The organism is Nitrincola alkalisediminis, assembly GCF_009821115.1.
Taxonomy (GTDB): domain Bacteria; phylum Pseudomonadota; class Gammaproteobacteria; order Pseudomonadales; family Balneatricaceae; genus Nitrincola; species Nitrincola alkalisediminis.
Genome location: NZ_VYTY01000005.1, coordinates 63,088 through 75,354, shown reverse-complemented (window position 1 = coordinate 75,354; position 12,267 = coordinate 63,088). Strand labels below are relative to the sequence as shown.

12 protein-coding genes are annotated in these 12,267 nt (G+C 41.7%); all 12 read left to right on the top strand.

Annotated elements, in window-relative coordinates; all coding sequences use genetic code 11:
• The first annotated feature begins 233 nt into the window (after positions 1-233).
• The 12 genes from F5971_RS09360 (at position 234) to F5971_RS09305 (ending at position 12,262) form a co-directional block, all read left to right on the top strand.
• A complete protein-coding gene (locus F5971_RS09360) occupies positions 234-662 on the top strand; it encodes a pilin (RefSeq protein WP_193494919.1) in 429 nt (142 codons plus the stop codon).
• Between the two features lie 81 nt (positions 663-743).
• On the top strand, positions 744-2,447 hold the full coding sequence (locus tag F5971_RS09355) for a PglL family O-oligosaccharyltransferase (protein WP_193494817.1): 1,704 nt from the start codon (positions 744-746) through the stop codon (positions 2,445-2,447).
• A gap of 92 nt (positions 2,448-2,539) precedes the next feature.
• Positions 2,540-3,796: an MATE family efflux transporter gene (locus tag F5971_RS09350; protein WP_223116304.1), complete on the top strand. Its 1,257-nt coding sequence runs from the start codon at positions 2,540-2,542 to the stop codon at positions 3,794-3,796.
• Between the two features lie 24 nt (positions 3,797-3,820).
• The gene (gene pseC, locus F5971_RS09345) at positions 3,821-4,981 is read left to right on the top strand and encodes a UDP-4-amino-4,6-dideoxy-N-acetyl-beta-L-altrosamine transaminase (protein WP_193494815.1); all 1,161 of its coding nucleotides are present in this window, start codon (positions 3,821-3,823) and stop codon (positions 4,979-4,981) included.
• A complete protein-coding gene (pseF, locus tag F5971_RS09340) occupies positions 4,978-5,682 on the top strand; it encodes a pseudaminic acid cytidylyltransferase (RefSeq protein ID WP_193494814.1) in 705 nt (234 codons plus the stop codon). Before pseC ends, pseF begins: the two co-directional genes overlap by 4 nt.
• The gene (gene pseG / locus F5971_RS09335) at positions 5,679-6,767 is read left to right on the top strand and encodes a UDP-2,4-diacetamido-2,4,6-trideoxy-beta-L-altropyranose hydrolase (protein ID WP_193494813.1); all 1,089 of its coding nucleotides are present in this window, start codon (positions 5,679-5,681) and stop codon (positions 6,765-6,767) included. Before pseF ends, pseG begins: the two co-directional genes overlap by 4 nt.
• Positions 6,764-7,279, top strand: a complete 516-nt coding sequence (gene pseH / locus F5971_RS09330) for a UDP-4-amino-4,6-dideoxy-N-acetyl-beta-L-altrosamine N-acetyltransferase (protein WP_223116303.1) — start codon at positions 6,764-6,766, stop codon at positions 7,277-7,279. The genes pseG and pseH overlap by 4 nt, the downstream gene beginning before the upstream one ends.
• Complete coding sequence (gene pseI, locus F5971_RS09325) at positions 7,276-8,328, top strand: pseudaminic acid synthase (protein ID WP_193494812.1); 1,053 nt, start codon at positions 7,276-7,278, stop codon at positions 8,326-8,328. Before pseH ends, pseI begins: the two co-directional genes overlap by 4 nt.
• Positions 8,329-8,347: 19 nt before the next feature.
• Entirely contained in the window at positions 8,348-9,601 is a 1,254-nt protein-coding gene (locus tag F5971_RS09320) for a hypothetical protein (protein ID WP_193494811.1), read from the top strand.
• A 115-nt stretch (positions 9,602-9,716) separates the two neighbouring features.
• A complete protein-coding gene (locus F5971_RS09315; RefSeq protein WP_343042595.1) occupies positions 9,717-10,853 on the top strand; it encodes an N-acetyl sugar amidotransferase in 1,137 nt (378 codons plus the stop codon).
• Positions 10,850-11,470 carry an imidazole glycerol phosphate synthase subunit HisH gene (gene hisH / locus F5971_RS09310; RefSeq protein ID WP_036513263.1) on the top strand — a complete coding sequence of 207 codons (621 nt, stop codon included), beginning with the start codon at positions 10,850-10,852 and terminating at the stop codon, positions 11,468-11,470. The genes F5971_RS09315 and hisH overlap by 4 nt, the downstream gene beginning before the upstream one ends.
• The gene (locus F5971_RS09305) at positions 11,471-12,262 is read left to right on the top strand and encodes an AglZ/HisF2 family acetamidino modification protein (protein ID WP_193494810.1); all 792 of its coding nucleotides are present in this window, start codon (positions 11,471-11,473) and stop codon (positions 12,260-12,262) included. It abuts the gene before it with no gap.
• The last annotated feature ends 5 nt before the right edge of the window (positions 12,263-12,267 follow it).

Genomic DNA, 12,267 nt, shown 5'->3' with positions numbered 1-12,267 from the left:
ATATTTGTCACTTTAGGTGCCCTAAACTGTCACTTTGGTTGGATTGTAAAATACTGAGAATGTGAATATGGAAAATCAATCGAATTTAATCTATTGATTTGTATGAAGTAATTAAATTGATTTTTGAATTTTCCGATTTTGGCACGATACCTGCTCTATAGTTAATAAGCTTCATGCAATCCTCAAGGATCAGAGGCTTGAATCCTAAACTTACTTTTTCGTTGGAGAAACAAATGAAAAGACAACAAGGTTTTACATTGATCGAGCTGATGATCGTTGTGGCTATCATTGGTATTTTGGCTGCTATCGCGCTGCCTGCTTATCAAAACTACACTACACGTGCTCAGGTGTCTGAGCTGGTATTAGCCGCTTCTTCTGCCAGAACAGATATCTCTGAGTTTACTGCGACAAACGGAGCGTTGCCACCTGCTAGCTTTGTTGTTCAAGGTCAATCATCGCAGTTTGTAGCATCGTTGGGTTGGGATGGAAGCGATATTATTGTTACTGCAACTGCAGCTATAGCGAATATCACAGCGGCTGAAAGAGCTAGTGCAATTGTATTAAGACCAACACGTCAGAATAACAACCAAGTTACTTGGACTTGTGGTGGTGCCGTGCCTGAAAGATTCCGTCCGTCAACTTGTAGAGATTTCACTTTGTAAATTTAGTTAGTAATCTGGTTTTATAGCAAACAGCCTAAATCTTGCGAGATGGGCTGTTTTATTATTTAGGTGAAAGTATAAATGGATTTTAGTTTTTTTAAGAAAACAACATTTTCTATGTTCTTCTTGTTGTTTTCTGTGTTCCCTTTTTTTTATCATCCAAATATCGGAATGAGTGGTTTATATCTTCCGTTTAATAATTATGTCTGGATTTTGGCTCTCACGATAGCGTTTTTTATTATAGTTCGGCAGGCTTTTTTAAAAAATATATTTTTAAGTAAGGCGGTAATTCTTCCATTTGTTACTATGATTTTTTTGCTTTTTAGTTCTGTTGTCTCCGGAGTTTCGAATGAGAATGTATGGCTTTTTAGAGCTTTATATATGGTATTTGGGTTTGTTTTTTATTTTTCTTTGTTTCAGTTAAGCTTTGATGATTTCGATAGATTTAAGCTTATTTGCATGGTTCTTATAGGTGCTTTTTTTTTAGCAGTCATAGCATATCTTCAGATCTTTAATTTAAAGTACGCGTTTTTTGATATAAGTTATTTTCCTGTTCTAAATTACCCAAACTATCCAGGCTCTATTTTTCAGCAGAGTAATGTTTTTGCTACTTATTTGTCATCTGTTCTGTTGTTGGTGTTGTATGTTGGTACTGTTTATAAAGAAAAAACAAATATTTTGTTGTTATCTTTCTTTACTTTTTTTTGTTCATCAGCATTGATGATGACTTCATCAAGAGTTGGACTGTTAGGCTTGGTTTTTGGGTTTCTTTTTTTTATTATGGCTAATGGTAAGCCAATATATAAAAGTAGGGTTTCTTTTTTTTGGGTTTTTAGTGTTCTTTTAGGGTTGTTTTTTGGTTCGTACTTAACTGATATTTTATTGCAGAGTACTGATAAGGTATTGGCCTCGGTTGATAACGATAGGCTGCATATATACAAAATAACGTTAAATGCTATTTTGGAAAAGCCATGGGTTGGTTATGGTTATGGTTCATTTTCTAAAGTTTTTCATGATTTTGCTGCTTTGTATCATTTGAATCAAACCGATTTAAATTACCCACCATCTAGGGTCATGTTTACACACCCGCACAACGAACTTCTTTACTGGTGGCTAGAGGGTGGAGTGGTTGCTCTCTCAGGATTGTTGTTTTTTTCTTTTATTTTGATTGTTGGATGTATTAAATTAGGTCGATTTAAGGGGCTGTTTTTTTTATCTATATTATCACCTATAGGCTTGCATTTATTTGTTGAGCTGCCATTTTATTTGTCTAGTGTGCATTGGTTTTATTGTATATTTATTTGTTATGTGTTTTTTTATGATGACTCAAAAGTTTTTTGTATTAGTCTTTCAAAAGGTATGACTCTTTTTTCTTGTGCTTTTAGTATTATAGTATATGTTGTTGCGATCTCATTCTTTGTTCATACGTTATATTCAATTTTTAGCATTAAGAGATATGTTGACTCTAAATTTAATGATATAAGTATTTTGAGTCCTGCAAGAAATAATATCTATACTGTAAATTATGCAGATTATCTTGTGATGGTGTCTTTATTTTATACGGACTTGGCTCGTGGTGAAAATCATAGAACTGATCTCTTTATCGGTTGGGCTATAGATCGAATTGAAAAGGAACCCAATATTGAACTGTATATTGATTTAGTGGAGGCTTATAGCTATATTGGCGACAAAGATATTGCTAGACACTTTATGGATGAAGCCCTTTATTATTTTCCAAGCCAGGTAGCGCTACTAAATACCGAAGTAAAAATTTTTGGTGATTAGCCCTCTTATTGTTTTTTGATTTTAGTGTAGTAAGAATGAAAATTAATGTGTAGTGTAAAGTTAATTGAATTTTTCTTATTCTTTAGGTAATAGTGAGTAAAGTGAATGAAAAGCTTTTAAACATATCTATTCGTGCTCTAGTGATGATCAGCCGCTTCATCTTTCTATTTATGCTGGTCAAGTTATTAGATCCTTCGGATGTGGGGATCTACGGGCTGGTCGTCGCGGCTGTAGGCTACTCATTGTATTTTGTTGGTCTGGATTTCTATACCTACACCACTCGAGAGATATCAAGTGCCAGTAAACAGTACTGGGGTTCCTTCCTTAAACGTCAGGGGCTGTTGACTCTTCTTTTGTACATTCTTGTTCTTCCAATGCTGATCTCACTGTTTTATATGGATATTTTGCCTTGGAGCATACTGAAGTGGTTTTTCTTCCTCGTCGTGCTTGAGCATATTTGTTTGGAGTTAATGCGTTTTTTTATAGCTGCCTCAGAGCAAGTGACAGCCAGTATTGTGCTGTTTCTTAATCAAGCCTTATGGGCCGTGTTGGTTATAGGATTAATGCTGTTAGATGAGTCTTTCAGGCGCTTAGACTACGTATTGTTTTTTTGGCTAATAGGTTCATCTCTAGCGATTGTCTTCTCTGTCTTTAAAATTGTAAAAATGAACTTAGGCGGTTGGTCAACGGCTGTTGATTTTCATTGGATAGTGTCAGGTGTAAAAATAGCGATTCCTATGTTGGTGGCAACCCTAGCCTTCAGAGGCGTCTTTACCTTTGATCGCTACTGGTTAGAGAGCCTAGCTGGCTTAGACGTTGTTGCGGCATACGTATTGTTCATCGGCGTGGCAGGTACGTTAATTGCGTTCCTTGATGCCGCTGTATTTTCGTTTGTCTACCCTAAGCTGATACATGCGTATAAAAATGATGACTCGAAGATGTATAAAAAATGCATGCGCGAGATGTTGATTTTTGTTTCATTATTTAGCGTGTTATTTATGATTGGTAGCCTATTGGTATTTCCATACTTACTGAACTGGATCGACAAACCCGTGTATTTTCAATTTTTTGATATCTACTATTGGGTTTTAGCTGCAATGATCATCAATGCATTTTGGATGATTTTTCATTATGCAATTTATTCACAGCGGCATGATAGGCACATCGTTTATTCTCATCTAGCTTCTATTGGCTCATTTTTGATTTTAGCCTTTGTTTTTTCAAGCATTTGGGGTTACTACTCTATACTGGTTGCCTTATGTGTATCCCAGTTAATCATTCTCATCTGGAAGCTATTCGCATACGTACATTTAACACCTAAGCATTTTTTTGGTATAAGTAGCGCATAACGCTCAATCATTAAAGGAATAAGTATGATTCCCTACGGCCGTCAAGATATTACGGAAAGTGACATCAAGGCAGTGATCGATGTTTTGAAATCGTCGAACCTGACTCAGGGGCCCGCTGTTCCAAGGTTTGAACAGGCGGTACTGAGGCATTGCAATGCAAAATACGCCATTGCAGTGAACAGTGCGACATCTGCTTTGCATATAGCCTGCCTTGCATTGGGGCTAGGGGAAGAAGATTGGCTCTGGACAAGCCCTAACACCTTCGTAGCTTCGGCCAATTGCGGATTGTATTGCGGTGCAAAGGTGGATTTTGTTGATATAGATCCCAAAACCTACAATATGTCCGTGGCGGCTTTAGAGCATAAGCTCATTGAGGCTGAACAAAATGGCACCTTGCCTAAAGTCGTTGTGCCAGTTCACTTTAGTGGCCAGCCTTGTGATATGAAAGGCATCAGTGCACTGGCAAAGAAATACGGTTTCAAAATTATTGAGGATGCCTCACATGCTATCGGTGGCAAGTATCTGAATGAGCCGGTTGGCAACTGTCGTTTTAGCGATATTACGGTATTTAGCTTTCATCCTGTCAAAATCATTACGTCGGCTGAAGGAGGGATGGCCGTCACGAATAGTGAATTCTTGGCAGAAAAAATGTCCTTATTTCGCAGTCATGGTATTACGAGAACACCAAGCTTAATGACCAAGCCAATGGAAGGGTCTTGGTACTACCAACAAGTTGATCTTGGATTTAATTACCGGATGACGGATCTGCAAGGTGCACTCGGTGCGAGCCAGATGGATCGTCTAATGCATTATGTCGCGCGTCGGCACCAAATAGCGAAACGCTACAACACGCTATTAGCGGATTTACCTTTGGTCACACCTTGGCAACACAAAGATGGCTATTCCGCCTACCATCTATATGTCATACGTTTAAAGTTGGATCAAATCAAACTTTCGCATGTTGACGTCTTTGAAGCGTTACGTGCCAAAGAAATCATGGTGAACTTGCATTATATTCCTGTGCATACTCAACCCTATTATGAAAAAATGGGCTTTAAACAGGGCGATTTTCCTGAATCAGAGCAATACTATGCAGAAGCAATCAGTATTCCAATGTTTCCAACCTTAACCGATGATCAGCAGGATTATGTGGTTGATGCGCTTAAAGAACTATTGCTGACATGAACGTAGCGATAATCCCGGCTCGTGGTGGCAGTAAGCGCATTCCTCGCAAAAACATTAAAGACTTTTGCGGTAAGCCAATGATTGCTCGCTCAATAGAGGCAGCGCTGCAGAGTAACTGCTTTGAACGGGTCATTGTATCAACCGATGATCTGGAAATTGCGAGTGTTGCTAAAGTGTATGGCGCTGAGGTTCCTTTTATACGACCTGCCGAGCTAAGTGATGATTTTACTGGCACTCAGCCTGTTATTGCTAATGCAATCAACAGCTTACAAAAAGAATCGGATAAACCTATTGATCGTGTTTGCTGTATCTATGCAACAGCGCCTTTTGTACAAACTACGTATTTGCAAGCAGGATTAGAGCGGCTTTTGCAGCAGCGCGCTGAGTTTGCTTTCAGTGTGACCAGTTATGCCTTTCCTATTCAGCGCGCTTTAAAACTGACCACTGCTCAGCGGGTAGAAATGTTTTATCCTGAGCATTTTGATACACGCTCGCAGGATCTGGAAGAAGCATGGCATGATGCGGGTCAGTTTTATTGGGGGACAACAGAGGCTTGGCTAAGCGGTAAGCCGATCTTTGGTGATTATTCCACTCCTGTGGTGTTACCACGTCACTGCGTTCAGGATATTGATACTCCGGAAGACTGGGAGCGGGCAGAATGGTTATTTAAAGCGATGCAAGCGACACAGGGAAATCCATGAAGATCGTTTTCCGGGTCGACGCATCTACCCAAATAGGCACAGGCCATGTTATGCGCTGTCTGACGCTCGCGGATGCATTAAGTGAGGCTGGGGCGTGCTGTTATTTTATGTATCGTGAACATGAAGGGCATTTAGGTGCTTTGATTCAGCAACGCGGCCATCACGCCCTTGCCTTGCCTTTACAAGCCTGTAAACCGAATAAAACACCTGCTCACTCACTTGCCCACGCCGCATGGCTTGGTGCAAGCCAGCAGGAGGATGCTCAAGAATGTGCTCTGCTATTGCGGACTCTGCAGCTCGACTGGTTAGTCGTTGATCATTATGCACTGGATAGAGTTTGGGAGTCTCAGTTACGGCCTTATTGTCGCCAGCTAATGGTGATTGATGATTTAGCTGATCGCCAACATGATTGTGACCTGCTGTTGGATCAAACCTATGGTCGCGACACTCAAGACTACATAGACTGGGTTCCTAGCCACTGTGAATTGCTTTGCGGCTCTATGAATGCGCTTCTACGTCCGGAGTTCGCCCACTGGCGTGAATACAGTTTATCGCGTCGTAAAGAAGCAAGGTTGCAAAATATTCTGATCAATCTTGGTGGTGTCGATAAGGACAATGTGACAGGCCAAGTGTTAGATGCCCTTCATAGCTGCTCATTGCCGTCGGATTGCACTATAACAGTGGTTATGGGTGCAACTGCTCCTTGGATTAAAGAGGTCAATAAACAGGCGCAAATGATGCCTTGGCCGACTCAAGTAAAAGTGGGTGTAAGCAATATGGCGGAGTTAATGGCCAATAGTGACTTAGCCATAGGGGCTGCGGGTTCGACCTCTTGGGAGCGTTGTTGCTTAGGTCTTCCGACAATTATGCTGGTGTTGGCTGAAAATCAGGAGATGATCGCGACTCGATTGAGTCGTCAAGGTGCCTGCACTATTTTAAAAGTAGATAATTTGAACACATCCATTCGTCACTTAATTTCGAATTTTGTGCCAGAGAGTCTTACTCGTATGACACTTGCGTGCCTGCATGTAACGGATGGTATTGGAGCTAAACGTATTATTCAGCATTTAGGCCTGTCAATATGAGTACTTTTACAGGCTCTTTGAAAAGAGTGGAGCATCGGGATTTGCTCTTGTTAATTACCTGGCGCAATCATCCCGATGTTAGGGCTTATATGTATAGTCAACATCAAATCTCGCCAGCTGAACACCAACAGTGGTTTGACCGACAAAGCCATGATCAAAATAGTCATTTGTTCATTTACTCCGAGGATGGTCAGCCCTGTGGCTTCGCTCAGTTAAAGGTGACTCAAGAGCGTGCTGAATGGGGATTTTACCTTGCGCCGGAAGCGAAAAAGGGAACAGGTGCAAGGTTGGGTAAAACTGTTCTCGATTGGGCCTTTCAGAATTTGAATCTACATAAAGTGTCGGGCGAGGCTCTAGACTTTAATCATGCTTCAATCCGATTTCATCATAAACTGGGGTTTGTTGATGAGGGGCGTTTGCGTGATCATATTAAAATCAATGAAACCTTCCATGATGTACTCTGCTTTGGACTCCTTGAATCAGAGTGGGCAATTAAAAGAGAAGCTTTATGACATTGAAAACCCTAAATATTGCTGGACGACGAATTGCACTAGATCAGCCGCCTTACATCATTGCGGAGCTTTCTGCTAATCATAACGGTAAGCTTGAGACAGCGCTGAAAATTATTGAAGAAGCTAAAAAGGCAGGTGCAGATGCAGTTAAACTGCAGACGTATACAGCTGATACCATCACTTTGAATTGTGATTCCGAAGAGTTTCAGATTCGGGGTGGTCTATGGGATGGCAAAACGCTTTACCAACTCTATCAAGAAGCGCACATGCCTTGGGAATGGCATAAACCTCTGTTTGAGTATGCAAATAGATTAGGAATTACGATTTTTAGCTCTCCCTTTGATACGACAGCCGTTGATTTATTGGAAGACTTGAACGCACCCGCTTATAAAATTGCGAGCTTTGAGGCGGTGGATTTACCCTTGATAGAATATGTAGCTCGAACAGGTAAGCCTATGATCATTTCGACAGGGATGGCGAATGAGAGGGAGATTCAAGAAGCAATAGATGCAGCAAAAGGGGCAGGTTGTAAAGAGCTGGCCATACTGCACTGTGTTAGCGGCTATCCAGCACCTGCGGAAGATTACAATCTCCGCACGATTCCCGATATGATTCAGCGTTTCGGGCTGGTAACAGGATTGTCTGATCACACGCTTGATAATACAACAGCCATCACTAGTGTTGCGCTGGGAGCTTCTATCATTGAAAAACACTTTACCCTAGATCGCAACGGTGGTGGACCTGATGATAGCTTCTCACTGGAACCCAAGGAGTTAGCCGAACTCTGCCGGAATAGTAAAACAGCTTGGCAAGCCTTAGGCAAAATTGACTATGGCCGCAAATCGAGTGAATTGGGTAATGTGAAATTTAGGCGCTCTCTTTATTTTGTTAAGGATATGAAGGCGGGCGATGTCATTACAGAGGATTGTATTCGTAGCGTTAGGCCAGGGTACGGTGAGCTTCCAAGAGAGTATCATCAAATAATAGGAATGAGAGCTAGTTGCAATATATCAGCAAACACGCCAGTGAAAAAAGAGAACTTATTATAACTTATATTTTGATGATTAGATGAAATTGAATATTGACGATTACTGTACTCATTTTTTAAAGGCGGCTAGAAATCAGTCTGCTTTTGATGTTTTCTACTATGATTTTTTTAATAAGTCAGCCAAGGAGTATGGATATATTCCTAGGCCTGCTTTGTGGATAACAAAAAAAACGAAATTTATTGGTTTTGTTATAAGCTGCTCGAGTGTCGTCGGTTTTTTGTGGAAGTATCTAGCCTTTTTCTACTTCATATTAAAGCTGATCATGATTTTAAGCAGGCGAAAAGGAAGAGTAGCCCTTTCCGTATCGTTGGTTGATAAGCTTGTGTTAGTGGTTTGTAATAGAACACTTGAGGTTGTAAAACAAGCGGCTCCTATAGATGAGGAAACCTTCTGGCTAGCAGTCCCTAATTTTGATAATACTAACAGCCCCCTTAAATGTGTTAATGCACAGTCGGTTCTGACCTTTTTTGAACTGCTGATGGCTTTTTATATTACCCTAAGAGTGCACTTATACTTAATAAAAGAAAATGATCCTTCTGTTTTTTTTCAAAGCTATACAGCGTTAGATTGGATTGTCACCTATATGGCTCTGAGTAAAATAAACCCTAGTACTCTTGTTACAGCAGAGCATCATGACCGTTGGGCTGTTTTGCTTGATACTTACTGCGAACATCGTAAAAAATCGACGCAGGATCAGGTGAATCTTATTCTAGTTCAACACGGTCTAGAGTTTGCTGCAACCTATGAAAAAATGGCTATGTTAGGTTATCCAGAAGGACTTCCATATAAATTAGAAAATCTTAACTGTATCTATACATACAATGCTGATCAATTTAATATTTTTAAATGCCATATACTTAAAAAAGACGCTAGAGGTGCTGAACCTTTATGCATGTTCTATGAGTACAAACTTCGGCTGTCGAATATTAATTCAGAAAAAAAGACGTTGTTGATTGTTGGGAACACACTCTGTGAAGATTTTCATCTTAATTTGCTTTCGAAGTTAAGCAGTAATTTTGAAATCGATTTCTTTTATAAACCACACCCAGTTCAAAAATCCAGTGACGTTATTGTTAATGCAGGCTGGTTTTTTATTGAGGATAAAGAGTGTTACCCAGCAGTTGATCTAGTAGTTTCCTATCCTTCTACATTGGTAAATGAATATAGAGCGTTAGGGGTTAAAGTGATAGAGCACGATTTTCAATCAACCGATTTATTTGTTGATGAGCTAATGCATACTCTTGAAAATGAGTTAAGGTGGAAGAAATTTTAGCTTTTGACCTTCTTTTCTCCGAAACGTATAATTTTTATGTTTGGTAAAGAGTTAGCTTTATATTCATGAAAATTGTTAGAATATCAATAGGATTTGTTTTGAAATTAATGGAGTATTGAGTTTGGCTACAATATGTACTCGATGTATTATGAATACATCAGACCCAAACATTGCATTCAATGACGAAGGTATTTGCAATTACTGCAATAACTTTGAAGCCACCATCAAACCCAGTTGGGACACTGGCGCGAAGGGCATGTCGGATTTGCAGCAATTAGCAGACTCAATTCGCCAAAGTGCTAAAGGCCATGACTTTGACTGTATCATCGGTCTATCGGGTGGTTTAGACAGCTCCTACGCCGCCTATATTGCAAAAGAAAAAATGGGCTTACGGCCCTTGCTGTTTCATGTCGATGCCGGGTGGAATACTGACCAAGCGGTCGGCAACATCGAGAAACTGGTCGATGGCTTAGACTTAGATCTGTACACCGAAGTTGTGAACTGGGAAGAAATGAAGCGCCTTCAGGTTGCCTTTCTCCGTTCAGGCATTCCAGATCAAGATCTGGTGCAAGACGCCGCCTTTTTCTCTGGCCTCTACAAGTTTGCCCGTCAGAACGGCATCAAGCACATTATTACTGGCTCTAACTTTTCGACCGAGTGTTGCCGAGAGCCAGAAGAGTGGGGTGGTTACCTTGGTATTGATAAAACCCTCTTTGGGGATATCTGGAAACAGTTTGGTGAAGGCGACCTGAAAACCTTTCCCTTAACAGATATACTGGTTTATAAGCTCTGGTATCAAAAAATACTGGGCATGAAGGTCCATCATCCGCTCAACCTAGTGCCTTATGTCAAAAAAGACGCCGAGGATGAGTTGGAGCGCCTATTCGGTTGGCAGCGGTTTAAGCATAAGCACCATGAATCTCGTTTTACTCGGTTTTACGAAGACTACTGGCTGCCACGCCGTTTTGGTTTCGAAAAACGGCGAGCCCACTTTTCGAGTCTGATCATGACGGGCCAGATGACGCGAGAAGACGCATTGGATCGTATCTCTCGGCCTGAAATGGATGAGCATTTTTTAGAGCAAGAGTTTGAGTATGTTGCGCATAAACTGGGCTTATCGGTTGACGAACTGCAAGCCTTATTCGATATGCCGAAAAAAACCTATCGTGATTACAAAAATAAACGATGGTTAATTGGTGTAGGCGCGAATGCCTTGCGGCGGTTAGGTTTAGAGAAGAGGTATTTCCGTTGATCCGAATTGTGGATTATGGTGTGGGCAATATTCAGGCGTTTTTGACCCTGTTTAAACGCTCAGGCATTCAGGCAGAACGTGCAAGCACGCCAGAGGATTTGAAGGATGCCACCCGTTTGGTAATTCCGGGTGTGGGGCATTTCGATCATGCGATGCAGCGGTTGAATGACTCGGGCATGCGACCCGCATTGGATGCCTTGGTGCTTGAGCAGAAGGTGCCCGTGGTGGGTGTTTGCGTAGGGATGCAGATGTTAGCCGAAGGGTCTGATGAAGGCCGCTTACCCGGATTGGGTTGGATACCCGGTCGTGTGAGAGCCTTTGCCGATCATCCACAAAGTGCCGCCCTGCCGATGCCGCATATGGGGTGGAACACACTGGAGCCTCAGCCCAATTCCTTACTTTTTTCCCGTGGCTTTGATGCGGCTCCGCAGTTTTATTTTCTGCATTCCTATTATTTTGATGCCGCGGATAAAAAGAGTGTTGCAGCACGCGCGCAGTATGGTTTGGATTTTGATGCAGTGGTTTCGCAGGGGCATATTCATGGCGTGCAGTGTCATCCTGAAAAAAGCCATCATTGGGGTGTTCAGTTGCTAAAGAATTTTGCGGAGCTGTCTTAAATGCTGAGACCACGAATTATTCCTTGTTTGCTTGTGCATCAAGGTGGATTGGTTAAAACCCAGCGCTTTAAAGACCCCAAGTATGTCGGGGACCCGATTAACGCGGTTAAAATCTTTAATGAGAAAGAAGCCGATGAGTTGATGGTGCTCGACATTGATGCGGCGGTAAATGGAACTGCACCAGACTTTACTATGATCGCCAAATTGGCCGCTGAATGTCGTATGCCTCTGTGCTACGGTGGTGGTGTGACGTCTGCAGAACAAGCCTCACGTATTATTGATATGGGGGTCGAAAAAGTGGCCGTTAGTTCTGCAGCCATTCGCAATCCAACATTGTTGACTGAAATAGCCGCAGCGGTAGGCCGTCAGTCTGTGGTCGCTGTATTGGATGTGCGTCAGAAAAAAGGCTTTTTCGCCAAGGGATACGAGTTGTGTATTCATAATGCCACCCAAGCCGTTAAGTCAGATCCGTTGGACATGGCAAAGCAGTTGCAGGAGGCAGGAGCCGGTGAGATCGTGATTAATTTTGTTGATCAAGACGGGCTCATGCAGGGCTATGATCTGGAGTATGCGGCAGAGTTTAAACGCGTGCTAAAGGTGCCAGTTACGTTTTTAGGTGGAGCCGGTTCGCTGGATCACCTTCAACAGCTGATCTCTAAGTTGGGGATAGTGGGGGCGGCGGCTGGCAGTTTGTTTGTTTTTAAAGGTAAGTATCGCGCGGTATTGATTAATTACCCGTCACCAGAGCAGAAAATACAGCTCTGTCGCGATGCATTAAATATAAAGGGATGAGGAGT

Bases quoted from the DNA above. Each gene is read 5' to 3' on its own strand.
- F5971_RS09360 (WP_193494919.1), top strand. From the start codon at position 234: ATGAAAAGACAACAAGGTTTTACATTGATCGAGCTGATGATCGTTGTG.
- F5971_RS09355 (WP_193494817.1), top strand. From the start codon at position 744: ATGGATTTTAGTTTTTTTAAGAAAACAACATTTTCTATGTTCTTCTTG.
- pseC (WP_193494815.1), top strand. From the start codon at position 3,821: ATGATTCCCTACGGCCGTCAAGATATTACGGAAAGTGACATCAAGGCA.
- pseF (WP_193494814.1), top strand. From the start codon at position 4,978: ATGAACGTAGCGATAATCCCGGCTCGTGGTGGCAGTAAGCGCATTCCT.
- pseG (WP_193494813.1), top strand. From the start codon at position 5,679: ATGAAGATCGTTTTCCGGGTCGACGCATCTACCCAAATAGGCACAGGC.
- pseH (WP_223116303.1), top strand. From the start codon at position 6,764: ATGAGTACTTTTACAGGCTCTTTGAAAAGAGTGGAGCATCGGGATTTG.
- pseI (WP_193494812.1), top strand. From the start codon at position 7,276: ATGACATTGAAAACCCTAAATATTGCTGGACGACGAATTGCACTAGAT.
- F5971_RS09320 (WP_193494811.1), top strand. From the start codon at position 8,348: ATGAAATTGAATATTGACGATTACTGTACTCATTTTTTAAAGGCGGCT.
- F5971_RS09305 (WP_193494810.1), top strand. From the start codon at position 11,471: ATGCTGAGACCACGAATTATTCCTTGTTTGCTTGTGCATCAAGGTGGA.